This is a genomic window from Bradyrhizobium sp. Kon10 (genome assembly GCF_055807395.1).
On record NZ_JBVVOZ010000025.1, the window covers coordinates 54,181 to 76,220 of the forward strand.

General features: G+C 63.2%; 24 protein-coding genes and 1 tRNA gene. 16 read left to right on the top strand and 9 right to left on the bottom strand.

Annotation, left to right across the window (positions count from 1 at the left end; genetic code table 11):
- Positions 1 to 59: 59 nt before the first annotated feature.
- Complete coding sequence (locus AC0L2O_RS27375; protein ID WP_473371910.1) at positions 60 to 1,631, top strand: S10 family peptidase; 1,572 nt, start codon at positions 60 to 62, stop codon at positions 1,629 to 1,631.
- On the opposite strand, the gene AC0L2O_RS27380 is transcribed toward AC0L2O_RS27375, so the two are convergent.
- Entirely contained in the window at positions 1,621 to 3,006 is a 1,386-nt protein-coding gene (locus AC0L2O_RS27380) for a serine hydrolase domain-containing protein (RefSeq protein ID WP_473371911.1), read from the bottom strand. The genes AC0L2O_RS27375 and AC0L2O_RS27380 overlap by 11 nt on opposite strands.
- Before the next feature lie 101 nt (positions 3,007 to 3,107).
- The gene (locus tag AC0L2O_RS27385) at positions 3,108 to 3,653 is read right to left on the bottom strand and encodes a tetratricopeptide repeat protein (protein ID WP_473371912.1); all 546 of its coding nucleotides are present in this window, start codon (positions 3,651 to 3,653) and stop codon (positions 3,108 to 3,110) included.
- Between the two features lie 254 nt (positions 3,654 to 3,907).
- On the opposite strand from AC0L2O_RS27385, the gene AC0L2O_RS27390 reads away from it, so the two are divergent.
- The 4 genes from AC0L2O_RS27390 to AC0L2O_RS27405 all read left to right on the top strand — a co-directional run bounded on the left by AC0L2O_RS27390 (position 3,908) and on the right by AC0L2O_RS27405 (position 6,368).
- Positions 3,908 to 4,264 carry a His-rich protein BRANT gene (locus tag AC0L2O_RS27390; protein WP_473371913.1) on the top strand — a complete coding sequence of 119 codons (357 nt, stop codon included), beginning with the start codon at positions 3,908 to 3,910 and terminating at the stop codon, positions 4,262 to 4,264.
- A gap of 208 nt (positions 4,265 to 4,472) precedes the next feature.
- Positions 4,473 to 4,895: a hypothetical protein gene (locus AC0L2O_RS27395; protein WP_473371914.1), complete on the top strand. Its 423-nt coding sequence runs from the start codon at positions 4,473 to 4,475 to the stop codon at positions 4,893 to 4,895.
- 285 nt (positions 4,896 to 5,180) lie between these two features.
- On the top strand, positions 5,181 to 5,888 hold the full coding sequence (locus AC0L2O_RS27400; RefSeq protein WP_409188206.1) for an outer membrane protein: 708 nt from the start codon (positions 5,181 to 5,183) through the stop codon (positions 5,886 to 5,888).
- Positions 5,889 to 6,125: 237 nt separating this feature from the next.
- Positions 6,126 to 6,368, top strand: coding sequence for a hypothetical protein (locus tag AC0L2O_RS27405; RefSeq protein WP_369723009.1), 243 nt, complete (start codon positions 6,126 to 6,128; stop codon positions 6,366 to 6,368).
- A gap of 24 nt (positions 6,369 to 6,392) precedes the next feature.
- On the opposite strand, the gene AC0L2O_RS27410 is transcribed toward AC0L2O_RS27405, so the two are convergent.
- Both AC0L2O_RS27410 and AC0L2O_RS27415 read right to left on the bottom strand, forming a co-directional pair.
- Positions 6,393 to 6,647, bottom strand: coding sequence for a hypothetical protein (locus AC0L2O_RS27410; RefSeq protein ID WP_369723011.1), 255 nt, complete (start codon positions 6,645 to 6,647; stop codon positions 6,393 to 6,395).
- 299 nt (positions 6,648 to 6,946) lie between these two features.
- A complete protein-coding gene (locus tag AC0L2O_RS27415; protein WP_369726727.1) occupies positions 6,947 to 7,324 on the bottom strand; it encodes a hypothetical protein in 378 nt (125 codons plus the stop codon).
- Positions 7,325 to 7,428: 104 nt separating this feature from the next.
- Here AC0L2O_RS27415 and AC0L2O_RS27420 point away from each other — a divergent pair, with 104 nt between their 5' ends.
- The 3 genes from AC0L2O_RS27420 to AC0L2O_RS27430 all read left to right on the top strand — a co-directional run bounded on the left by AC0L2O_RS27420 (position 7,429) and on the right by AC0L2O_RS27430 (position 8,798).
- Positions 7,429 to 7,593: a hypothetical protein gene (locus AC0L2O_RS27420; protein ID WP_473371915.1), complete on the top strand. Its 165-nt coding sequence runs from the start codon at positions 7,429 to 7,431 to the stop codon at positions 7,591 to 7,593.
- A 554-nt stretch (positions 7,594 to 8,147) separates the two neighbouring features.
- Positions 8,148 to 8,465: a PilZ domain-containing protein gene (locus AC0L2O_RS27425; protein ID WP_473371916.1), complete on the top strand. Its 318-nt coding sequence runs from the start codon at positions 8,148 to 8,150 to the stop codon at positions 8,463 to 8,465.
- Positions 8,466 to 8,489: 24 nt separating this feature from the next.
- A complete protein-coding gene (locus tag AC0L2O_RS27430; RefSeq protein WP_473371917.1) occupies positions 8,490 to 8,798 on the top strand; it encodes an NAD(P)H-binding protein in 309 nt (102 codons plus the stop codon).
- Positions 8,799 to 8,875: 77 nt separating this feature from the next.
- Here AC0L2O_RS27430 and AC0L2O_RS27435 read toward each other — a convergent pair whose 3' ends face one another.
- Positions 8,876 to 10,033, bottom strand: coding sequence for an ABC transporter substrate-binding protein (locus tag AC0L2O_RS27435; protein WP_473371918.1), 1,158 nt, complete (start codon positions 10,031 to 10,033; stop codon positions 8,876 to 8,878).
- A gap of 761 nt (positions 10,034 to 10,794) precedes the next feature.
- Complete coding sequence (locus tag AC0L2O_RS27440) at positions 10,795 to 11,523, bottom strand: GntR family transcriptional regulator (RefSeq protein WP_369723018.1); 729 nt, start codon at positions 11,521 to 11,523, stop codon at positions 10,795 to 10,797.
- A gap of 122 nt (positions 11,524 to 11,645) precedes the next feature.
- On the opposite strand from AC0L2O_RS27440, the gene dctP reads away from it, so the two are divergent.
- From dctP to AC0L2O_RS27475, 7 genes are all read left to right on the top strand, one after another.
- Entirely contained in the window at positions 11,646 to 12,635 is a 990-nt protein-coding gene (gene dctP, locus AC0L2O_RS27445) for a TRAP transporter substrate-binding protein DctP (protein ID WP_369723020.1), read from the top strand.
- Between the two features lie 94 nt (positions 12,636 to 12,729).
- Complete coding sequence (locus tag AC0L2O_RS27450) at positions 12,730 to 13,242, top strand: TRAP transporter small permease (RefSeq protein WP_473371919.1); 513 nt, start codon at positions 12,730 to 12,732, stop codon at positions 13,240 to 13,242.
- Positions 13,242 to 14,543: a TRAP transporter large permease gene (locus AC0L2O_RS27455; protein ID WP_473371939.1), complete on the top strand. Its 1,302-nt coding sequence runs from the start codon at positions 13,242 to 13,244 to the stop codon at positions 14,541 to 14,543. The genes AC0L2O_RS27450 and AC0L2O_RS27455 overlap by 1 nt, the downstream gene beginning before the upstream one ends.
- Before the next feature lie 4 nt (positions 14,544 to 14,547).
- A complete protein-coding gene (locus tag AC0L2O_RS27460; RefSeq protein WP_473371920.1) occupies positions 14,548 to 14,982 on the top strand; it encodes a type II 3-dehydroquinate dehydratase in 435 nt (144 codons plus the stop codon).
- Between the two features lie 54 nt (positions 14,983 to 15,036).
- The gene (locus tag AC0L2O_RS27465; protein WP_473371921.1) at positions 15,037 to 15,723 is read left to right on the top strand and encodes a hypothetical protein; all 687 of its coding nucleotides are present in this window, start codon (positions 15,037 to 15,039) and stop codon (positions 15,721 to 15,723) included.
- Positions 15,724 to 16,072: 349 nt separating this feature from the next.
- Positions 16,073 to 17,794, top strand: coding sequence for an FAD-dependent oxidoreductase (locus tag AC0L2O_RS27470; protein ID WP_473371922.1), 1,722 nt, complete (start codon positions 16,073 to 16,075; stop codon positions 17,792 to 17,794).
- Between the two features lie 308 nt (positions 17,795 to 18,102).
- Positions 18,103 to 18,639: a hypothetical protein gene (locus tag AC0L2O_RS27475; protein WP_473371923.1), complete on the top strand. Its 537-nt coding sequence runs from the start codon at positions 18,103 to 18,105 to the stop codon at positions 18,637 to 18,639.
- Between the two features lie 26 nt (positions 18,640 to 18,665).
- On the opposite strand, the gene AC0L2O_RS27480 is transcribed toward AC0L2O_RS27475, so the two are convergent.
- The 3 genes from AC0L2O_RS27480 to AC0L2O_RS27490 all read right to left on the bottom strand — a co-directional run bounded on the left by AC0L2O_RS27480 (position 18,666) and on the right by AC0L2O_RS27490 (position 21,245).
- Positions 18,666 to 20,141, bottom strand: a complete 1,476-nt coding sequence (locus AC0L2O_RS27480) for an FAD-binding oxidoreductase (RefSeq protein ID WP_473371924.1) — start codon at positions 20,139 to 20,141, stop codon at positions 18,666 to 18,668.
- Positions 20,142 to 20,558: 417 nt separating this feature from the next.
- A tRNA-Thr gene (locus AC0L2O_RS27485) sits at positions 20,559 to 20,633 on the bottom strand.
- A 153-nt stretch (positions 20,634 to 20,786) separates the two neighbouring features.
- Positions 20,787 to 21,245 carry a hypothetical protein gene (locus AC0L2O_RS27490; RefSeq protein ID WP_369723030.1) on the bottom strand — a complete coding sequence of 153 codons (459 nt, stop codon included), beginning with the start codon at positions 21,243 to 21,245 and terminating at the stop codon, positions 20,787 to 20,789.
- 265 nt (positions 21,246 to 21,510) lie between these two features.
- Between AC0L2O_RS27490 and AC0L2O_RS27495 the strand changes: the two genes are divergently transcribed.
- A complete protein-coding gene (locus tag AC0L2O_RS27495; RefSeq protein ID WP_369723031.1) occupies positions 21,511 to 22,014 on the top strand; it encodes a hypothetical protein in 504 nt (167 codons plus the stop codon).
- The last annotated feature ends 26 nt before the right edge of the window (positions 22,015 to 22,040 follow it).

Here is a 22,040-nt window from a genome sequence, read left to right on the forward strand (position 1 = left end):
TTGCGGCTAGAATTGCGGCCATGCTGATCTGCGAGCGCCGCGGCGTAGGGAGAATAGTCATGATGATGGGTTCGCCGGCGCTGCGCCGCGCCGGGCTTGTGCTGGCAGTCTCTGCTTTCGCGCTCGCAGGCCTGGCGCGGGCGGACGATCCGCCGCAGCCACGCAATGAGGCGACCGCGCCCGCGGGACAGAAGGGCGGCCGTGGCGGCAATGCAGCCCAGTCCGCGCCATCCGCCGCCGAGCAGCACCGTCTGCCGGCAGACTCGACCACGAAGCAGACCCTCGATCTGCCGGGCCGGACCCTCAATTTCGCCGCGACCGCCGGCTCGATCCGTGTGTTCGACGATAAGGGCGAACCGCTGGCCGACATCGCCACCACCTCCTACGAGCTCGACGGCGCCGACCGCGGTACGCGCCCGGTGACGTTCCTGTTCAACGGCGGGCCGGGCGCCTCGTCGGCGTGGCTCCAGTTCGGTGCGGTTGGGCCATGGCGGCTGCCGCTCGACGGCGAGCGGCTTTCGCCATCGGCGTCGCCCGAGGTGAAGCCGAACGCGGAGACCTGGCTCGACTTTACCGATCTCGTCTTCATCGATCCCGTCGGCACCGGCTACAGCCGTCTTATTGCGAGTGGTGAGGATGCGCGGAAGCGGTTCTATTCGGTCGATGGCGATGTCAATTCGATTGCGCTGGTAATCCGCCGCTGGCTCGAGAAGCACGACCGGCTGACCTCGCCGAAATACGTCGCGGGCGAGAGCTATGGCGGCATTCGCGGGCCGAAGGTCGTGCGCCAGCTGCAGCTCCAGCACGGCGTCGGCGTCAGGGGATTGATCCTGGTGTCACCGCTCGTGGATTTCCGCGAGTTCACCGGTAGCAGCCTCCTGCAATATGTCGCGACGCTGCCGAGCTATGTGGCGGTGGCGCGCGAAGCCAAGGAATCGACCAAGGGACCGGTCACACGCGCCGCTCTCGCCGACGTGGAGGCTTACGCGCGCGGCGAATTTCTGAATGACCTCGTCAAGGGCGAGGCTGACAGGGAGGCGACCACTCGTCTCGCCGACAAGGTCGCCGAGCTGACTGGCATCGACCAAGCGGTAAGCCGCAGGCTTGCCGGCCGGTTCGATGTCGGCGAATTCCGCCGCGAATTCGACCGCAAGAACGGCAAGGTCACCGGACGATACGATGCCTCCGTGCGCGGCTTCGATCCCTATCCGGATTCGAGCAGCTCTCGGTTCGGCGATCCCTCGGGCGATGCGCTTCAGGCGCCGCTGACAAGTGCCGCGGTCGATGTCCTGACACGCAAGCTCAACTGGCGGCCCGACGGCTCCTACGAAGTGCTGAACGGCGCCGTCGAGCGCAACTGGGACTTTGGCGGCGGCATCAACCCGCCGCAATCGCTATCGGAGCTACGCCAGATTCTTGCCACCGACGCCAAGCTGAACGTGCTGGTCGCGCACGGCCTGTTCGATCTCGCCACGCCCTATTTCGGCACGAAGCGGGCGCTCGACCAGTTGCCGGCCTTCGCGACGCAGCGCGTCAAATTCGTGGTCTATCCCGGTGGCCACATGTTCTATTCGCGCGACGGCTCGCGGCAGGCGTTTCGCAGCGAAGTCGAGGCGCTTGTCAGGGAATAGGGCGGCGTTTCCGTGGTGGGTATCGGCGCGCGATCTCGCGCGCGACGACACTCGCAGGCTTGACGTTGGCGCCGGCGAGCCAGATGTCGCTGACCTTGCCGTGCTTGTCGCGGACACGGCGCACCGGCTCGCCATGGCTGGAGTACCCGGCGGCCGGGGCAAGCCTGCCGGCGTCCCGTCCGGTCACCTCGATCTCGGCGGCATCCATGAACGGGTTATTGAACTGCGGACTGGCGACGAGCACGCGCTTGCCCATCGGCACCAGATCGGTCGCGCCCCAGATCGTCCACCAGCGGCCGGTCCAGTCGCGGACTCGACGGTCGGGTGCGCCACGGCTCTCGAAGACGCGCAGGATTTGCATTGCCCCGTCCATCCAGAACGGCGCTGCGCCATCGATGGAGTTGCTGAGGATGCTGATCGCCAGCTCGCAGGCTGGGATGGAGCAGGTCCGAGAGATATAGCCCTGGAAACCGCCGCCATGGCCAAACCAGTCCCAGCCGTCGGTCTTGCCGGCGTTGACGCCCAGGCCGTAATAGGCCTCAAAACTTTGCGGTACGCGCCAGTGGTGCCGCGTCATCTCGCGGCGGCTTGCGATCGACAGCACGCTCTTCCTGGCATTGGGCGAAAGCTGCGCAAAGAAGCGGGCCGTATCGGCCGCGGTCGCGACGAAACCCGCGGCGGATGTCATTGCGTGAGCGGGATTGTCGCCGGGGATCACGCAGCGCTCGCCCAGCGGCACCTTTCGCGTATGGCCGCGCGCGAACGCCGCACCCTTGGGAAGCGGCGCGTCCGGCTCGGTCTCGCGCAGACCCGCCGGCTCAATGATCTCGCGCTTGATCCAGGCGGTGTACGGCTCCCTCGTCACCGCTTCGATCAGGAGCCCGATCAGGCCAAATCCGTGATTGGAATATTTGAAGCGGGTGCCAGGCTCGATCGAGGTGGGCAGCTTCAAGTCCGCGCGCAACTCCTTCTCATTCAGATAGGGGCGGCTGTCGATGAACTGGCCTGAGTCTGCACCATCGCGCGTCAGTCCGGCGCTGTGCGACAGCACCTGCGCAATCGTCGTCTCGGCGACGCGCGGATGCAGGCCGCCGACATGCTGGCCGATCGGGTCGTCGAGCCGAATCTTGCGCTGCTCGCGCAGCTTCATGATGCCGGCCGAGGTAAAGCTCTTCGAATGCGAGGCGATGCGGAAGCGGTGGCGCGGGGTAAGCTTTTCGCCGGTGTCGAGATTGGCGAGGCCGAAGGCATGCTCGGCGACGACCTCGCCGCGATGGGCGAAGGCGATGATGACGCCGGGCTGCTGGATTGCGGTCTGCTGGAATTCGATCCAGGAGCCGATGTAGTCGATCGCGGATCGCAGCCACGTGTCCATTGCGCACCACTTGCCGGGGAGGATGCGCGGAGGCTAGCCGAAAAAGCAGAACCGGCACAACCCGGAGGTTGTGCCGGTCCTATGGTTCGGAAGGGAGATGCTCAGTAGACCAGCGTCGCGCCGGTCGGCTTGTCGAGCGCGGCGGCAAGCGAGCGATACTCGGAGCTGTCGGTGCCGGCGAGCGAGGCGATCTTGTTCAGATGATACTGCGCCTGTTCGCGGTTGCCCTGCTCGAGCTGCCACAGGCCGTAGTACTGCCAGGTGCGAACGTGGTTCGGGTCGTCCTTCAGCGCGAGCTCGTAATAGGTCTTCGACGACTGGTAGTCGCCGAGCTTCCGATAGGAGTAGCCGATCAAATTGGCGACGTCGGCGACGTCGTCGCGCTTGAGCGATTTCAGCTGGCCGATGGCGCTCGTATAGTCGTGGTTGTCGTAGATCGTGGTGTAGGCGGTGCGGTAGGCCGCGAGGAATTTGGGATCAGTGACGGAAGAGCTCTTCTTCTTCTTTTCTTTCTTGGTCGAGGTATCCGACTTCGGTGGCGAGGAGGGCTCGTCGCCGCCGGCCGCATAGGCGCTCGTCAGCACCGGCCCGGCCGTCAGCGCCATCGAGACAAGTCCCGGTACCAGAAGCATCGAAAGTTTGCGCATCTAAGTTCTCCCGAATGGAACGCGGCGATCCTACACGATTGCCTGAAGACGGGAACACCCGTCAGGCCAAAACATTCCCCGCCGTCCGCGGCTGTTTCGCCCTCGGGGACCAGGATGACAAACTTGTCATCCAGATGAACGGGAGCCTGCAGTCGGCTTCAGGATGGGTTCAGCGCGCGCCATCTAGGCTCTCCCCATGATCGAAGAGTTGGCGAGAGGGCGCCGCCTCAAGATCCTTTCAAGAGGAGACCACCATGCTGAAGACCATTTCCGCAGCCTTGCTCGCAGCCTCCGTCATCGCAGCACCGGCCTTCGCGGCCGAGGCCGGCAAGACCACCACAAATGCGCCGGTGATCAAGGCGGACCAGAACCAGACGAAGATGTCGAACACCGCCGCGAAATCCGACACCGGTCTCAAGGCCGGCGCGAAGACCGCCGCCGTCAAGTCGGACGCCAAAGCAAAGGCCATGAACGCCAATGCCGCGATCACGCCCGACGAGCACAAGCTTGTGCGGACGCATCGTCATCACCACAAGCATCTGTCGGCCAGGAAGTCGCTGAAGGCGCAGCCGGACGTCACCAAGCCCGTGACCACCGAGAAGCGCAGCTAACCACTGAGCCCGCGAGGCGGCATTCCTAAGCATTGCCCCGCCGCCTCGCGCGGAGTTCAGGCCCGACCCGTTCCGTCACGCCTCGCGCGAGAGCTCGAGCGCCGGGGCGGGTCGGCGCGTCTTGTGCCCGGCCGCGGAAGCGAATTCCCTTTGCGCAAGCATGGAGCTAGAACACCTCCGGGTCTGTTGGGTCGGAGAACGTGGTCCCTTGGGGCGATTGGCAAAATGCGCGGTGATCCTGGTGCTGCCGCTGGCGCTTGCGGCATGCTTCGGCAGCGACGGCGACCGGCCGTCCCTGATGGAAGGGACCCAGGCCGGAGGTCCGCAGCCGTTTCCGGATAATTTCCGCGGCGACACGCTGGCGCTGATGCGCGCTTATCTCAACAATCCGGTCGGCGTGCGCGAGGCCGGCCTTGCCGAGCCGGTGCTGCGCGAGATCGGCGGCCGGCAATTCTACGTGAGCTGCCTGCATTTCACGCCTCGCGAGGCCGACGGCAGCTACAAGGCGATGCGCGAGCGCGCCGCCATCTTCGTCAACGGGCGCGGCGATCGCGTCACCGACCGCACCACCGAGTTCTGCGCTGGCGCGGTTTACACACCCTTTCCGGAACTGGAAAAGATGGCGCGATAGCGCAAATCCCGCCTTTATCGGGCGGTGTTAAAACCAGGAATGCCGGAGCCGCTGGATCACATTTTGGCGAGCTTCGAACTGGACGGGTTTGGCTTTCGACACATCGTTACGGCAGGCCTGCGCGGACGACAAAATCAGTCGTGCAACGGGACGTGACGGAACAAAATGCCGTTGTTGCCACGCCGTCACAGTTACGAACGATCAACGTTCCGGCATCGCCGCGAAGCAACCCAATTCACGCCACGTTGTTTCCTGAGTGTCGAAAATGAAAGAACGGGGATGATCATGAAGACGATTTTGCTGGGCGCAGCCGCGCTGCTGGCGCTGGCAGCGCCAGCGGTAGCCGCCGACATGCAGCCGCGCACCTACACCAAGGCTCCGGCCTATACGCCGCCGCAGGTGATCTACAACTGGACCGGCTTCTACATCGGCGGTCATGTCGGCGGCGCGTTCGCCGGCAACAGCAGCTTCCAGTCGAGCGACGCCCGCTTCCTCGGCGGCGTGCAGGGCGGCTTCGATTACCAGTTCGCGCCCAACTGGGTGGTGGGTGTCGAGGCGCAGTATTCCTGGCTGCCGACCAACAACAATGGCGTCACGTTCCCGCTGGGGACACAGGTGACGTCCAACACCGACCAGATTGGCTCAGTGACCGGCCGCCTTGGCTATACCTGGGGTCCGGCGCTGGTCTACGCCAAGGGCGGTTACGCCTGGCGCAACGGCGGTCTCGGCGTCAATGTCGCCGGCGTGCCGCAGGCCTTCACAACGACCGGCAACAGCAAGGACGGCTACACCGTCGGCGCTGGCCTCGAATACATGTTCGCGCCGAACTGGTCGGCCAAGGCCGAGTACCAGTACTATAATTTCGGCAGCACGACCTTCACTTCCGGCCCGGCCGATGTCGTCGGCGTTCGCGGCCGGGAGGACGAGCATACCGTCAAGGTGGGTGTGAACTACCGCTTCGGCTGGGGTGGTCCGGCAGCTTCGCGCTACTGACTGCCCGCGGAGACCACGAACTGACAAAGGCCGGCTTCCGCCGGCCTTTCGTTTGCCGCCTTGTCCGTGTTGCCAGGCGTGGACAATCTGGCGCGTCGTTTGCAAGCAAACGTTCGACGCGCGCCTTCTCACGCGCGTCACGGGGCTGAGGTAAAGCAAAAATAATTCTTGCGGCTTACGGAACTCGTGCTCCGGAGCGCGTTATTATCGGATTGCCGGGCGGGTGGGACAACGAACATGCGTATCTTGGCGTCGGTGGTGGTGGTCTCGTGCTTCGTCGCGCTGCCGTGCTCTGCACAGACAATTCTCAAATCCGAGCCTCTCATGCTGGCACCCTACGAGGTGGCCTTCGTGAAGGACGCCTCCTGTCCATCCGGCAAGGTCCTGAAGGTCACCGGCGCGATCCGGGGGCTGCACCGCCGGAAGGCCTGTGTGGTTCTTGCCGATGAGCAGGCCTCCCTGGCGACCGCGACGCCCTGAGGCGATCCGGCCTGGGGCCGGATCTCACGAACTCAGCTGAAGCTCCATCCGGGACTCCCGCTCGGCCTCCGCCTTGTTCTCGGCGGGGTCCTCGTCTTGGGCTGGCCGGCAGGACTTGATCTCATAGTCGTTGTCGAGCACCCGGCGCGGCCCCGGCCGCTCCTGGTCGGTACCGACGTCCACGACCAAGCCGCTCCGCTGCGCGAATTTCCAGACGTCGGCCTCGCTCGGATAGGCTTTGCTGATCTGGCTGTCATTGCAGAACAGGGCGTACGGCATTCTTTCCGCTCCCATAAACCGCGTTAACGGTCTGCCGCTGGGAGGGTTTCCGGCACGGCGGCTCGATCACGGGGCCGTGATCGAGGTGGCGGACCCTGAGTCGTAAACGAGTCCTGAATCCGCAAAAAAAGAATCCCTGGGACTCTCCAGCCGGAATCAGCGGATGTTTCCGGCCATGACGACCGACCTGAAAACCTCCTGCGGGCACATGCTCCTGCCGCTGACGCTGGCACTGGTCGGTGCCTGTGCGGCCAATCTCTGGCTGGTGTGGTCGTGGCTGTGAGAGGCCTAAGTCCGCCTCACTTGTGCGCCGGCGGGCGGGCGGAGGGATCGCGGATGGCAGCGCGGAGCCTGGTCAGGGTCGCGGCACAATATTCCTCGCGCTCGCGCTCGAAGCGCTCCTGATGCTTCCTGAAATTCGCGATCCGGGCCTGCATCTCGCTGCGGAAGTCGCCCGTGGACCGCGGCGGGAGAGGCAAGGGCGCGGGCTCGGGCGCCGGGCGAGCCGGTTGGGGCTCGGCTTCGACCGCTAAAGCCTGGACGGTCACAATCTCCGTGGTCAACGTGAACGCAGTCAGGGGCTCCGGCGGATGGAGGTCATCCTTCTTGCCGGTTACCGATTGGACGAAGGCCAGTGTCTGCGCGATCAGCGCGTCGCGTTCCCTGATCCACTTCATGGTCCACCCTTGCTTCAGGCCATTCCAGCAAAGCTGGGGCGCCGAATCAAGGCGGTCGCCTGTAGGGGATTGCATATTTTTCCCGCTCGCCTGACATTGGGCGGATGGAATCATGGGATAGCCAGTCGGACGAAGCGCAGGGGTTGCGGCTCGTGCGCGCCTTTTTATCACTGCCGCCCGACAAGAGGGCGGAGGTGCTGGCGTTCGTCGAGGACCTGCTGCTCGCCCACGGCCGGCCTGAAGAGGGCCAGGAGGCTTCTCCGACCTGAGCCGGATTGGCGTTGGGCACGAAGCTAGCGCGCCAGCAGCAATCCCATTGCGATCGCAAACAATACGGCCGTCATGACCACGGCTGCGACGGCGCCGGCGGCGATCCTGGCTTTCTCTCGGCTGGTATAGGGAAGCATGCGACGTGCACTTTACCTCGTGTTGAAGCCCGATCCAATCTGTCGGCAGTAGCCGTCCCGCGCAACGCGCGACGAACATCTGTGTCCGAGCCCCGCCGCGCGGTCAGGCGGTGAGCTTTGCCTGCAAGAACTTCGTGACGCGATCGATCGCGTTTGAGGTCATTGGGTCGGTTTCGGAGGAATCAAAGCCGTGGGCTCTGCCTGGATAGGTCACGCACGGCCTCGGCGCCGACCGACTTGCCAAGCTCTAGAGCGCGTGATGCACAGGCCAAGCACCTGCTTCGCAACATCCTAACGTGTGTGCCGCATCGCGACGCCGTTCGGCTTTCGAGCCGAACAGCGCCGGTTTTACAATCGATCAACATTCTGCCGGTAACCTGCCCCGGCTTGCTTCGCGATCAAGCCGGTCAGGGGTTATGGAGTGGCAAGAAAACACACTGGATAAGCGAGTCGTATTCGAGCGGCCCATCGAGGCGCGCTTGATGGCGATTGATGGCACATGGCAGCGCGCGTGCAAGATTCACGACGTATCGGAATTGAGCGCCAAGCTGGTGATTGACGGCGCTATCAACGACATTGGCCAGAGGGAGTTTTTCCTCGTTCTGTCGCCTACCGGGCTTGCCTATCGGCATTGCGAACTCGCGTGGGTTAACGGCGAATTTGTCGGTGTGCAATTTCTAAACCGTGGAAGAGCGTCGAAGAGAGCTCGGCGCGGCGAAACGTTGGTGACATAGGTTGGGCGCGCAGCGCGCGCATCGATGCCGAAGCTGACGGTACCGGATCTGTTCTTGTCGGCTAAAGCGCTGGTGCCGGCTGAGGGGATTGAAGGGTACATCAAGCGAAGCACGTTGGATTGGGTGATCGTCCGCCCCGGGCGGCTAACAAACAGACCATTCACGGGGAGATATCGGTTCGGTGAGGATGTTGCGGAGAGAACCCTGCTGGCGTCTATCTCACGTGCCGACGTGGCAGATTTTATCGTGAAGCAGTTTACGTGCCAGCTTCAGGTCGATCACCGCTTCGACATACCTCGATCGCCCCAATCACTCGTTCGCATTCCGTGCTGAAGAAAACGCCGACTGCGAAAGAGCGCGCCACGGGCGCGCCCCCTGTTCTTGCGACCATCCTGTGCGGGGCGCAGGTATCAGTGCGTGACCAGCGGACAAGCTGAGTCGGACAACTTCCCGAACGCCTCTTCTCCCGACATGGTCTGAATCAGCTTGTAGTAGTCCCAAGGTTGTTTGGATTCCTCGGGTTTCTTGACCTGCATAATGTACATCTCATGCTCCATCAGGCCGTCGGCGCGGATCTTGCCGCTGCTGGTGAACATGTCGTCGATCTTCATCCTCTTGAGCTCGGCCATGACCTTGTCTGAATCCGTGGTGCCCGCAGCCTTGACAGCATTGAGGTAGGTTAGGGTCGCCGAATAGTAACCCGCCTGATTCATGGTGGGTTCGCGTTTGGTTTTTTCGTAGTAGCGTTTCGCAAAGGCGCGGGTCTTGTCGTTAAGATCCCAGTACCAGCCTGTGGTGAGATAGAGGCCCTGTGCGGTCTTGAGCCCCAGACTGTGGATGTCGCTGATGAAGGCCAGCAATGCTGCCGGCTTCATCGTCTTGGCAATGCCGAACTCGTCGGCGGCCTTGATCGAGTTGGTGAAGTCATTGCCGGCGTTGGCCAGTCCCAGGACCTGGGCCCCCGCGTTTTGGGCCTGGAGAAGATAGCTCGAGAAGTCGGACGTGGAGAGCGGAACGCGCACCGCACCGATCACCTTACCGCCATTCGCTTCGACCACCTTCGAGGCGGCCTCCTGCAATTGGGTGCCGAAGGCGTAGTCGGCCGTAAGGAAGAACCAGGTCTTGCCGCCCTGGTTCACCATGGTCTTGGCGGTGCCATTGCCGAGCGCGGTCGTATCGTAGACGTAGTGCACGGTGTAAGGTGTGCAGTCCTTGCCGGTCAGCGACGCGCCGGCAGCACCGATAGCGATGAACGGAATCTTCTTCTCCTTGGCTACATTGTTCATCGCCAGGCTCACTCCGGTGTTCGATCCGCCCAGAACCATGGTGATGCCGTCGCGGTCAGCCCATTCGCGAAATTTCTGGGCTCCAGCGTCGGGCTTGTTCTGGTGATCGGACACCATGAATTCGATCTTGCTGCCGAGCACGCTCCCGCCAAAATCTTCGATAGCCATCTTAGCCGCCTCGACGCCGCCGGGACCGATCACGTCGGCATAGAGGCCGGACATGTCGTCGATGTCGCCGATCACGACTTTGTTTTCGGCTGCGTACGCACCTGTCGCCGCCATGGACGCTAGAAGCAGCCAAGGTATTGTCTTTACCGCAATGAATCTCATCTGGAGCGTTCCTCATCTTGCTTGGAGTTCGGCGCGACGTTAGAAAGACGATGCGTCAGCTCCAATTGGTCTTTCGTCGACGATAGAAGGCGAACGCCGGCCGATAATTTCTTGCGTGCCATAAATGCCCGTTGCCGGCGCGGGCGCTGAGATCAGTTGCAGAAAGCGCGCCATTCTTGGCGACCCTTCATGCAAAGCACGCCTCGTAGCGAGCTTCGAAAACGGCCTCGGCGTGGCGGTACTGCCAATCGTGAGACCGGCTACGACAGCTGGCGCTCAAAAGCCCGCGACGATGTTCAAACAACCCGCGCTCGCGCCGTCTCCGCAACCCCGACCAGCTCCGACGGCCCGAGCGCCACCAGCAGAGCACGCCGATCAAAGGGGGCCCTTTTGGATGCCGATTAGGGGGTGCCAGTCGAACGCCGATTGAGACGCTGGCGGTTCCGGTTTGGCATATCTATCGAAATTCGTCTTTTCCGACCCGTAACGCGCCAGAGCCAGACGGCCGAGACAGTTTGGTCCGCTTTTCAGCGCGCCTGACGTTCGACCATATCCACTATTGGCCAATTTTGCTGCGAAAGGCGGTCGTGGCACGCCGTACCGAGGATCATTTGGTGCAGAGTTCTGGTGTGGACGATCGGCGCTGCCGTTCATCCCGCCCGTCGATCGATCCGTCCGGTCAACTGCGCAACTGGCACTCCGCTCCGCCCAGCCTAGGGCAGGGACACTTGGCTTTTGCCCCTCATCGTCAGGGCCGCACTGCTCCGGGCCATCGGGCCTTTAGCCAATGTGAAGGCGACGCACTCCTGGACGTGAAGGACGAGCACATCTTTGGCGGTCCGGACGTCGCGCTTGAGGGCGCATTCAAGCAGCGCGCGATGCTCACGCGCGGTAACCTCACCGCGAAAGACGACCGCGATGAGCAGGTAACGCAGATATTTGTCGAAGACCGCCGAATGGGTCTCGAGCAGCACCTTCGAACCGCAAGCCGAGAGCAGTGCATGGTGGAACTCGAAATCGTAGCGTTTCCAGGCGTCCGCCCCCGCGCGGTTGCCGGATAGCATGCGGCTTTCGACCAGAGAAAGCTTGTGATGAGCCGCGACCACCCGGCCTTCCCAGTCCATGTCGCCGGCCGCGAACGATTCCTCCAGCGCATGGATTTCCAGAAGCTGGCGCAGGTTCGCCACTTCCTTGAAGTTCTGGACGGAAATGGGCGCCACCTCGAAACCACGCGCGCCCTCGGCGACGATGAGGCCCTCAGAGGTGAGCCGGTTCAGGAGTTCGCGCAGTGTGCTGATGCTGACGCCGTAGGTCTCCTTCAGGCCATCGAGCCGCAGCCGCTGCGACGGCTGCAGGACTCCACTTACGATGTCGTCCCGAATGCGGCGATAGGCCTTTTGGCCCGCCGTCTCAACAATGCTCCGATGATCCTCAGTCCACATGTTTCACCTGACGATCGCGCGTCTATCTGACGATTTCATTTTTGCGTATTGAAGTCGTCTCCGCAAGAGCGAATAGTTTTCGCAGGATGGACGCTAAAAGTGCCACCGCCGGGAGGATAGCAATGACAACGACCTATTCACGCCGCAGCGTTCTCGCTGCCGGCGCGTCACTATTGGCCACAGCAACGATGGCGCCGCGGACCGCACACGCCGCGACCAAGCTGCGCTTCAGCTCCGCGTTCACCGAGACCGACCTGAGGGCGCAGGCCTACAAAGACTTCGCCGCGGCGATCAAGGACGAGTTCGAATTCGAGCCGTATTGGGGCAACACTCTGTTCAAGCAGGGCGCCGAGCTGGTCGCGCTCCAGCGTGACAACCTCGATCTCTGCAATCTCGCGCCTGCCGACATCTCGAAGCAGATTCCCGCCTGGTCGCTGCTGACTTCGGCGTTCCTGTTCCGCGATGCCGACCACATGACGAAGACGTTCAAGAGCGACGTCGGCAAGAGCTTCATCACGATGGCGAAGGACCAACTCGGCATCCAGGTCATCACACCCATCTACTTCGGCTCGCGCAGTATCAACCTGAAGCCCGCCAAGGAGATCAAGACGCCAGCCGATATGGCCGGCATCAAGCTGCGCATGCCGCCCGGCGAATTCTGGCAGTTCCTCGGCGAGTCACTCGGCGCCAACCCGACGCCGGTGGCGTATGCCGAGCTCTATACGGCGCTCCAGACGGGCACCGTCGACGGCCAGGACAATCCGGTCGTCGCCTCGAAGCTGATGAAGTTCGACGAGGTGACGACGCAGTTCGTGCTGACGAAGCACGTCATCGCCTACGATGTGATGGTGATCCGCTCCAAGATCTGGGACACCATGAAACCGGAGCAACAGGCCAAGTTCCAGGCCGCGGCGGACAAGATCTCGGCGGAGAACATCAAGCGCTTCGACTCGCAGGAGGCCGAGACGCTCGATTATTTCAAGAAGGAAGGCAAGAAGGTCTATACGCCGGACGTCGCCTCGTTCCGATCGTTTGCGCAGAAGAAGTACATCGATCGCTACGGCAAGGACTGGCCCAAGGGTGCGCTCGATGCGATCAACGCCATCACCTGATGCCTGCCCTTCGCGGAAGCGCGCGCCCGGCGTTCGGCAGCCGGTCGCGCGCCCGAGCAATCTCGCCTGACGCGCGATGCCCGGGAGATCGCCGATGCATGCCCGTCTCATCGCCGTCGCACACTGGCTCCGCCGTCGCGCCGAAAACGTCGCCGTCGCGCTGCTGGCGGTCATGTTCGGCGCCTTCATCCTGCAGATCTTCTTTCGTTACGTGCTCGGCAATCCGCTCGGCTGGTCGGAAGAGCTCATCATCGCCACCTGGTTATGGACGGTGCTTTGGGGCGCCGCGTTCACGCTGGGCGAGTCCGAGGAGATCCGCTTCGACATCATCTACTCACAAATTTCGGAACGGACGCGCCGCGTCTTCACGGTCATCACCGGATTGGCTCTTGTGCTGCTCTATGGCATCTCGCTGCCGGCGGCCTACAATTACGTCAGCTTCATGAAGGTCGAGCACTCTGCGTACCTGCGCGTGCCGCTGAACTGGATGTACTCGGTCTTTATCATCTTCATGGTTGCCTGCATTGCCCGCTATGGGTGGCTCACTTGGCGGGCTGTCCGCGGCGACAAGTCGCCCGAAACCGATCCGGCGAAGATCGGGGAGTGATCATGGTGATCTCGCCCTTCGCCCTCTGCATCGTCAGCATCGTCCTACTTGGCGCGCTCGGCCTGCCGATCGGGCATGCGATGATCGTGTCGTCCGTCTTGTACCTTCTGCTCAGCGGTCTCGACCTCGGCACCGCCGCCGAACAGATCCTCAATGGGCTGTTCAATAGCTACGTACTGCTCGCCATCCCGCTATTCATCCTGGCCGCCGATCTGATGAACGTCGGCAGCCTGACCGACCGGCTGCTGCGCTTCTGCCTGGTTCTGGTCGGGCGCTTCCGCGGCGGGCTCGGCCACGTCAACGTCGTCTCCAACATGATCTTTGCGGGCATGTCCGGCTCCGCGATCGCCGACGCGGTTGGCATCGGCCGCATTATCATCGGCATGATGACCAAGGACAATCGCTATCCCGTGGCCTACGCGGCGGCGATCACCGCTTCCGCCGCCATCATCGGTCCGATCATCCCGCCGTCGATCCCGATGGTGGTGTATGCGCTCGTCTCCGACACCTCGATCGGCTATCTCTTTCTCGGCGGCTTCGTGCCGGGCATCTTGCTCGGTCTCGGTTTCATGATCATGAACTCGATCATCGCGCGGCGGCGGAATTATCCGGTGGAGCCGGCTATCCCGCTCAGCGAGATGCCGCGCATCACGATGCGCGCCTTCCCGGCGCTGATGCTGCCGGTGATCCTGCTGTTCGGCATTTACGGCGGCGTCATGACACCGACCGAAGGCGCCGCGGCGGCCGCCTTCTATGCGCTGATCGCCTCCACGGTGCTCTATCGCGCCGTCACCTGGAAGCAGCTCTATGAGGCGGTCCTGACGAGCAGCAAGGCGACCGCCTCGATCGGCATGCTGATCGCCGGCGCCATGATCTTCAACTATGTGGTCACCATCGAGAACATCCCCGCCTCGCTGGCGCGCTTGCTGCATGGCCACGACATGAGCGCACCGGTTTTCCTGCTGGTGGTGAATATCCTTCTCCTGATCCTCGGCTGCCTGCTTGAGGGTACGACGATCCTGCTCATCATCGTGCCGATCTTCATCCCGACGGCGAAGCTGCTCGGCATAGACCTCGTGCAGTTCGGCGTCGTGGTCGTCGTCAACATCATGATCGGGCTTCTGACGCCGCCCTATGGTCTTTTGCTGTTCGTGCTCGCCAACATGACGCGGCAGCCGCTTGGGGCCATTGTGCGCGAGGCCGTGCCCTTCATCCTGATGTCTCTCGTCGTACTTGCCATGATCACTTTCATTCCCGATGCCGTGCTCTTGCTGCCGCGGCTGTTCGGCTACAAGGGCTGAAACCATGCAGAACGCGATTTATGTGCTCAACGGACCTAACCTGAACCGGCTCGGCAAGCGCGAACCGGAGATCTACGGCCGCACGACCCTCGCCGAAATCGAGTCGATGTGCCGCAACGAAGGCGGCAGCCGCGCGCTCGAATTTCGCCAGACCAATCACGAAGGTCAGATGATCGAGTGGATCCACGAGGCGACCGATGATGGCGCCGCCGGCATCATCATCAACCCCGCGGGATGGACGTTCACCTCGATCGCGCTGATGGACGCGCTGAAGATGTTCCCCGGGCCGATCATCGAGCTGCATATCTCCAATATCCACCGGCGCGAAAGCGTCTATCACAACTCGCTGGTATCCAAGGTCGCGACCTCGGTGATCGCCGGGCTCGGTGCGAATGGCTATCGCACGGCTGTCGCAGCGATGAAGGAGATGCTGGTCTGAGCCGTCGGCCGCCACGATGCCGGGCTTATTGCAGAGTTTTGAGGAGGAGCGGACATGCCGCTTAAAGGCAGAGCCTTCATGGCGATCTGGCACGATATCGAAGCCAGCGGCGAGGCGGAATACAGCGACTGGCATACGCGCCAGCACATGCCGGAGCGGCTCGGGGTTCCCGGCTTTCTGGCCGGCCGGCGCGGCGTCGACTGGGACTTGGCCCATCAGCGCTGGTTCACGCTCTACGAGACGCGCACGCTTGAAGTCCTGAGCTCAGACGGATATCGCGCGCGGCTCAACAACCCGACGCCCTGGAGCAACCGTGTCCAGCCGAATTTCCGGAACTTCGCGCGCTCGGCGTGCGTCCTGTCGGCCAGCACTGGACGCGGTTTCGGCGGCGCCATGGCCACCATCAGGCTCAACACGCGTGAAGCTGAACTGGCTGGGTTCGAGGCGGCCGCCGACCGTCTGGCGCATCGGATCGCTCTCCTCGATGGCGTGTGTGGCGCGCATCTGGGCGTGGCCGCCCCGCAGACCACACGCGTCAAGACCCGGGAAAGCGAACTGCGCGCCTCGACCGGCGAGGACGTCTTCGATGCGGTGGTGCTCGTGGACGGCGTCGGCCGCCGTGAGTTGAGGCGGGTTTTGCCCGACGTTCAAAAGCTCCTCGATGCAGCATTGACCATCACGTCGCATCTGGCTGGGATCTACGATCTCGCTTATCTCCTGACGGCAGAGGACGTCGCGTGAAGATCGTCGATGGCGCGACGAGGGTGCTCGGGATCTTCGGCGATCCGATCGCGCAGGGCGCGCGCTCCGGAGGTTTGGAGTGCGCTCGTCCGCGCCAATGGCGTCAATGCGCTCTGCATCCCCTTCCACGGCCGCGGCCGCATGCGGCTGCCACGTGCAGTCGGGAACGGTGATGATGGATCAACAACTCGTGGCCATGCAGACATTTCTCGGATTCGAGAACGGCGACTACACGCCTGCCGCGGTTCGCCGCGCCTACGGCGAGGAGACGATTTGAACGCGCGATTGGCCCGATGCAACCGTCGCTGCCGATCATGCCGAGGGGCCAGGCAATGGAAGGCCGTGATTAATGCCGCCGCACCGGGAACAGCCGTGGGACCTCGAGAGTGATCTTCTTGTTGTCGGGGCTGGTGCCGCAGGGATGACTGCGGCGCTGGTCGGCGCGCTCGAAGGGCTCAAGGTCGTGCTCTGCGAAAAGTCGGACATGGTGGGTGGCACCACCGCGTTTTCGGCAGGCAGCGTCTGGATTCCGGGCAGCAGCCAGAGTCGGAGCGCAGGCACACCGGATACGACCGAAGCCGCCAGGACCTACCTCGGTGCGATACTTGGCGAACATGCGAACGACGCCCGGCTGGACTTCTACCTCAGGATGGCTCCGCGCGCGCTCGACGACCTCGAGGCACGAACCAGCCTCCGATTTGCCGCGCCGCCGGTCCATCCCGACTACAAGGCGCTGCCGGGCGCCGCCGTCGGCGGCAGGGCGCTCGCGGCCATGGCTTTCGACGGTCGCAAGCTCGGCGCCGACTTCGACCGGCTGAGGCCACCGCGACGCGAGTTCATGGTCCTCGGCGGCATGATGGTGGGAAAGACTGATGTAGAGCCGCTGCTGCATCCGCTTCGATCATGGAGCAATTTCACCCACGCATTCCGGCTCCTGTGGCGACAATCCCTGGACCGCATTCGCTACCCGCGGGGAACGCGGCTGGTGATGGGCAATGCGCTGGCCGGCCGGCTGTTCTACGATCTGCGCAGAACGGGTGTCGACGTGCGGTTCGATACCGCCCTGCAGAAGTTGGTTGTCAAAGACGGCCGCGTGACCGGCGCGATGTTCACGAGTCGTGACGGCACCCTCTCCATCGATGCAAGCAAGGGCGTCGTACTGGCGACGGGCGGCATAGGGTGGGGCGCGGGGCTGCGCGCACGGCTGCTGCCGCCTGAGGCGCAGCGCTTTTCGATGGCGCCGCCATCCATTACCGGCGACGGGCTTTCGGCGGCGGAAGCAGTTGGCGGCGAGATCATCTCAGATCTGGAGAGCCCCGCTCTGTGGATGCCGAGCTCGGTCATGCGGCAGGCGGACGGGCATCTTTCGGTCTTCCCGCACATTATCCTCGATCGGGCAAAACCGGGGCTTGTTGCCGTGAACGGCGCCGGCCGGCGTTTCGTCAACGAGGCCGACTCCTATCACGACTTCGTCGTAGCCATGCTGCGGGCCGACGGCAACACATCCGGAGTGCCGTCCTTTCTGATTTGCGACGGGCGCTTTATTCGCGACTACGGGCTGGGGCTCATCCACCCCGGAACGCGCAATCTCAACACCTTCATCAACGCCGGTTATCTCCGCGAATCCGATACGGTCGAAGGGCTGGCACAGGCGATCGGCACCGATCCGGCCGAACTTCGCGCCAGCATCCAGCGCTATAACCACTACGCAGAGAGCGGCGTGGACGAAGAGTTCGGCCGCGGCGAGAGCGAGTTGAACCGGTTCAATGGTGACCCGTCGAACAAGCCGAACCCGTGCCTGCGCAGCATCGGGCCCGGTCCTTATTACGCTCTGGCGGTTTGGCCATCCGATCTCGCCAGCAGCGCGGGCCTGCGGACGGATGTGCAGGGGCGTGTGCTCTTGAGCGATGGCGAGCCGCTGGGCGGGCTCTATGCCGCGGGAAATGATGCCGCCTCGATTTTTCGCGGGACCTATCCTGGACCGGGAGCCATGTTGGGACCAGCGATCGTATTCGGGTGGTGTGCCGCAATGGAGGCCGCGGGGGCGCTGAACCGACGCCGGTGGTTATGACCGCATTGGCTGCGCTGCTGGGTTTCATTTCCCTCACGCATTCCATCTTTTCGCGGCGATGGTCTATAGGCTGATCGGCGGCACCGCGCTGATCGGGCGTCTCACTCGCCAGATGTCTTGCGGTGGCCGATATCTTCGCTCGCTGCTTCTTCGTCGCTGCGATTGTCGCGCGATTGCATCGACGTTCGCGCCATGGAGTTAACCTAGGTTAATCGCGCGCTTTCTCCCGCCGCTCTTCAGACCCATTTCAGCCAAATCATTATTGGTTGTTCTTATCGGGGCAGGACCCTCCAACCCAGAGTCCTGCAATGATCAAGCAAGTTGTTTCCGCGTGTCTCGCTATTGCCGCCAGCTCCATTGCCGCGGAAGCGCGGCCCTCTCGGAATCTTCAAGCGCCGGAGTGCAACGTCACCATGCCCTGCGATTTCTCGTATGCGCAGCCGCGCCGCGGGCGGGCTCAGAGGCCGTCATTGCAGGCCTATGGCGCGACACAGATGTCGGTGACCAATGCGGGTTACACCGCCACGACGATCAGCGTCTCCGGCGAGCGCGTCATCGGAGGCCGGCCCGCCGGTTGCCCGTCGTCGTTCTGTGGCTGCGGCGCCGCGCTGCACGTGTTCGGCCATGTCGTGCCGGAATTGAATCTGGCATCCAACTGGCTGCGCTTTCCACGCGCCGCGCCGGCGCCAGGAATGGTCGCGGCGCGACGGGGTCATGTCTTTGTTCTCGAGCAGTCTCTCGGTGGCGACATGTGGATGGCGTATGACGCCAACTCGGGCGGTCACGCCACACGCATGCACGCGCGTTCGCTGCGAGGCTACACCATCGTCAACCCGCGCGGCTGAGGAAACGGCGAGGTGCTCGGCCTCCATCACACCCGCAGCACCTTGCCCGGATTCATGATGTTCTTCGGATCGAGCGCGCGCTTGATGGTGCGCATGATGTCGAGCTCGGTCTTCGAGCGGTAGTGGCTGAGCTCGTCGAGCTTTTCGATCCCGATGCCGTGCTCCGCCGAGATCGAGCCGCCCATGGAGGTGATGAGGTCGTTCACGGCGCGCGTGATGGCGGCGGTGTATTGGTTCAGCGTCTGCTGATCCATGCCGATCGGTCCCATGAACGAGAAATGCAGATTGCCGTCGCCGATATGCCCGAGCGGATAGGGGCGAATGCTCGGGAGAATGTCGAGCACGGCCTTTAGCCCCTTATCGATGAACTCGGGAATCCTGGAGATCGCCACCGACACATCGTAGCTGATCCCCGGACCCTCGGCGCGGGAGGCCTCGGCCATGGCTTCCCGGATGCGCCACATGTTTCGGGATTGACTGACCGTCTGCGCGATCACCGCGTCGAGCACGCGACCGGCTCCGAGTTGATCGGCGAGAAACTGCTCCAGCTTCTCCGACATGCCGTCGGCGCCGTCCTGCCGTGGACGCGAGGACGACCATTCAAGCAGCAGGTACCATGGCGTCTCCGCCCTGAGCGGATCCTGGACCCCGGGAATGTGACGCATCACGAGGTCGACGGCCGCGCGGCTCAGCAGCTCGCAGGACCCGACATTGTCCTCGGATGCCGCATGCGCTTCGGAGAGGATCTCCAGCGCCGCGCGCGGATCGCGAACGGCCAGCCACGCCGTGCAGACATCCTTGGGCGCCGGCCACAGCTTGAGCACCGCCTTGGTGATAATGCCGAGCGTGCCTTCGGCGCCCATGAAGAGGTGCTTGAGGTCGTAGCCGGTGTTGTCCTTCTTCAACGCGCGCAATCCGTTCCAGATATCGCCATTGGGGAGCACGACTTCGAGCCCGAGTACGAGATTGCGGGCATTGCCATAGCGCAGCACCTGCACGCCGCCAGCGTTGGTCGAGAGGTTGCCGCCGATCATGCAGGATCCCTGGGCACCGAGGCTGAGCGGCAGGAACCTGTCATGACTAGACGCGGTCTCCTGAAGCGTTTCCAGCACACAGCCGGCCTCGACCGTCATGGCATAGCCGACGGGATCGACGTCGAGCACGCGATTCATCCGACCGAGCGACAGCACGATGCCGGTGTGCGCGGGCCAGGGCGTGGCCCCGCCCATCAGCCCGGTGTTGCCGCCCTGCGGCACGATCGCGATGCCGTGCTCATGGCAGAGCCGGACGACATCAGAGACTTCCTCGGTGCTGCCAGGACGAACGACAGCCCCGGCGCTGCCAAACAGCAGGCCGCGCCAGTCCGTCACGAACGGCTGCATGCCGTGCTCGTCCTCGATAAGACCCTTCTCGCCCACGATCGCGCGCAACGCATCGTGCATCTCTGCGGTCAAGGGAACGGTCGGAATTGCGGGGACGGGCGACGGGAAGGCAGTCGGCATGTGTTTCCTGGGGCGCATCTTGATGTGCACTGCGCGCGCGAAGCGCTTGAGGCTGTATTGTTCACGTTTAGGCCGCGAAAGTCTAACGGCGCGGCTGACCAAACCGGCGCCGATTCACCGGAAACGTTCTCATGTGAGCAGCATCCGGCGATTCCAGGCGGTGAGTCCCGCGAATGGTTTGCTGAACCATTCAGCGTTGGTTGACGGCTCGGTGAGCCGTCGCGTGCAACGAGCCGACGGTCTTTGCGGCGGATGCTTTGCCGAGATTTGGGAGTGCCAATCCGACGGGCGAGGTACGAATGTTGTGCCCTACGGACTTCATTATCGGAGTGTAGCCCCGTGTATCCCTGAAGACTAGATGCGGCGGGCGGATGAAAAAAGCGGGGCTACATTTTCCGGCTAAGCCATTGTAAACACTGGTGCCGGCTGAGGGGATTGAACCCCCGACCTTCGGTTTACAAAACCGCTGCTCTACCGCTGAGCTAAGCCGGCAACGCTTCGAGGAAGCGGGCAGGGGCCGCGCCGGGCTGCCCGCCCGCGCGTCGCAATACCAGACCTGCTTGGAAAGTGCCAGAACCCGCGATCAGCGTGGCGGCATGAATCAGGCGGCCCGGAGGCCGCCTGATTCCGTCCGAATGCGAACGTTTACTGGCAGATGTGGCGGCGGCCGTCGTCGCCCTTGAACCAGGTGCCGGGCGTGCAGACGAAACCGTTGCGCTGAGCGTAGCTGCGGTTGTCCCAACCGCGATTATAGGAATTGTCGTAGGCGTAGCTATTGTCCATGGCCCGGAACGGAGCGGTGGCGATCGCTCCGGCCGTGCCGATAGCTGCGCCCGCAACGTCACCCGCGACGTCGGTCGGCCAGAAGCCGGTATGGGTTCTGTTCCAATCGTTATAGTCGCCACGGTTCTGGCGATAGCTCACGCGGTGATGGCGATAACCGCTGCTGGTGTAGGGATTGCCGGGTCCGAAATTCTGGCAATTGGCGTTGGGGAATTGCGCCTCGCAGCGGCCCGGATTGCCCACGACCCCCTGGGCCATGGCGGAGCCGGTCAACATGGTCGCTGCGACAGCGGCGGCGCCGAGAAGCTTCATCTTCGTCATCGTCGTCTCCGATCTGATTGCGGTTCGGGCTAAACGTCGAAGACGCGAGACGTTCCGCTGAAACAGGGATGAATTCCCGCGCCGGCGGTCAAACGGATGTGAGCGCGTCCAAGGGTTCCGCCGTTAACGCTTCACTAGTGCGCTTGAGAGCATTTGAGCTGCTATCGCCCCTTGCGCATTAGGCTTACCGGCATTTGGTCAAGCGGCTTTAACCCTCTCTGCGTCGCGATCGGATAGTTCTGTTCCGGACAACCGGAACCCTTCCATGCGCGCTCTGGCGCTTACGGCCTTTCTGATCGGACTGCCCGCGACGGCTTTCGCCGGTGGCGGCTTCGATATCGTCGTGCCCGGCCGTCCCGGCGTTCCCATCATCATCAATGGCATCGACGCATCCTATACCGTCGTCGAAGGCGTCTGGGGCCTGGGCAAGAACGTCCAGGTGCAGCCCACGATCTATGGCGGGCGCTATATCGCCGAGCGGCAGCCTTCCGATGTCGGCCACTATTATCCGAGCATGGGTTTGCAGCCCGGCTATGGCCGGCTCGAGGTCGAGCCGCCCGCGAAACGCAAATTGCCGCAGCCGGCCGAGAGCTATCACCAGAGCTGGGGCGCGCATTCCGCGCCGCTACCGGCGCAGATGGATGTCCCCATCAACCCGCCGCCGGTGATCCTTGCACCCGAGATCAACGTCGATCCGCAGCACCATCGGCGACGGCCACGTGCCGAGGGGCCCGCCAAGCTGCCCGATCACGACGAGCCACGCGGTTAACAAACGTCAAATCCAACGAAACGGAA

What these genes read in the sequence shown, in the direction of transcription:
- AC0L2O_RS27390 (WP_473371913.1), top strand. Translation starts at nt 3,908, where the DNA reads ATGCTGAAGACCATTTCCGCAGCCTTGCTCGCAGCCTCCGTCATCGCA.
- AC0L2O_RS27425 (WP_473371916.1), top strand. Translation starts at nt 8,148, where the DNA reads ATGGAGTGGCAAGAAAACACACTGGATAAGCGAGTCGTATTCGAGCGG.
- AC0L2O_RS27490 (WP_369723030.1), bottom strand. Translation starts at nt 21,245, where the DNA reads ATGACGAAGATGAAGCTTCTCGGCGCCGCCGCTGTCGCAGCGACCATG.
- AC0L2O_RS27375 (WP_473371910.1), top strand. Translation starts at nt 60, where the DNA reads ATGATGATGGGTTCGCCGGCGCTGCGCCGCGCCGGGCTTGTGCTGGCA.
- AC0L2O_RS27470 (WP_473371922.1), top strand. Translation starts at nt 16,073, where the DNA reads ATGCCGCCGCACCGGGAACAGCCGTGGGACCTCGAGAGTGATCTTCTT.
- AC0L2O_RS27460 (WP_473371920.1), top strand. Translation starts at nt 14,548, where the DNA reads ATGCAGAACGCGATTTATGTGCTCAACGGACCTAACCTGAACCGGCTC.
- AC0L2O_RS27440 (WP_369723018.1), bottom strand. Translation starts at nt 11,523, where the DNA reads ATGTGGACTGAGGATCATCGGAGCATTGTTGAGACGGCGGGCCAAAAG.
- AC0L2O_RS27380 (WP_473371911.1), bottom strand. Translation starts at nt 3,006, where the DNA reads ATGGACACGTGGCTGCGATCCGCGATCGACTACATCGGCTCCTGGATC.
- AC0L2O_RS27385 (WP_473371912.1), bottom strand. Translation starts at nt 3,653, where the DNA reads ATGCGCAAACTTTCGATGCTTCTGGTACCGGGACTTGTCTCGATGGCG.
- AC0L2O_RS27495 (WP_369723031.1), top strand. Translation starts at nt 21,511, where the DNA reads ATGCGCGCTCTGGCGCTTACGGCCTTTCTGATCGGACTGCCCGCGACG.
- AC0L2O_RS27420 (WP_473371915.1), top strand. Translation starts at nt 7,429, where the DNA reads ATGGAATCATGGGATAGCCAGTCGGACGAAGCGCAGGGGTTGCGGCTC.
- AC0L2O_RS27450 (WP_473371919.1), top strand. Translation starts at nt 12,730, where the DNA reads ATGCATGCCCGTCTCATCGCCGTCGCACACTGGCTCCGCCGTCGCGCC.
- AC0L2O_RS27405 (WP_369723009.1), top strand. Translation starts at nt 6,126, where the DNA reads ATGCGTATCTTGGCGTCGGTGGTGGTGGTCTCGTGCTTCGTCGCGCTG.
- AC0L2O_RS27410 (WP_369723011.1), bottom strand. Translation starts at nt 6,647, where the DNA reads ATGCCGTACGCCCTGTTCTGCAATGACAGCCAGATCAGCAAAGCCTAT.
- AC0L2O_RS27465 (WP_473371921.1), top strand. Translation starts at nt 15,037, where the DNA reads ATGCCGCTTAAAGGCAGAGCCTTCATGGCGATCTGGCACGATATCGAA.
- AC0L2O_RS27475 (WP_473371923.1), top strand. Translation starts at nt 18,103, where the DNA reads ATGATCAAGCAAGTTGTTTCCGCGTGTCTCGCTATTGCCGCCAGCTCC.
- AC0L2O_RS27400 (WP_409188206.1), top strand. Translation starts at nt 5,181, where the DNA reads ATGAAGACGATTTTGCTGGGCGCAGCCGCGCTGCTGGCGCTGGCAGCG.
- dctP (WP_369723020.1), top strand. Translation starts at nt 11,646, where the DNA reads ATGACAACGACCTATTCACGCCGCAGCGTTCTCGCTGCCGGCGCGTCA.
- AC0L2O_RS27430 (WP_473371917.1), top strand. Translation starts at nt 8,490, where the DNA reads ATGCCGAAGCTGACGGTACCGGATCTGTTCTTGTCGGCTAAAGCGCTG.
- AC0L2O_RS27435 (WP_473371918.1), bottom strand. Translation starts at nt 10,033, where the DNA reads ATGGCGGCGACAGGTGCGTACGCAGCCGAAAACAAAGTCGTGATCGGC.
- AC0L2O_RS27415 (WP_369726727.1), bottom strand. Translation starts at nt 7,324, where the DNA reads ATGAAGTGGATCAGGGAACGCGACGCGCTGATCGCGCAGACACTGGCC.
- AC0L2O_RS27480 (WP_473371924.1), bottom strand. Translation starts at nt 20,141, where the DNA reads ATGCCGACTGCCTTCCCGTCGCCCGTCCCCGCAATTCCGACCGTTCCC.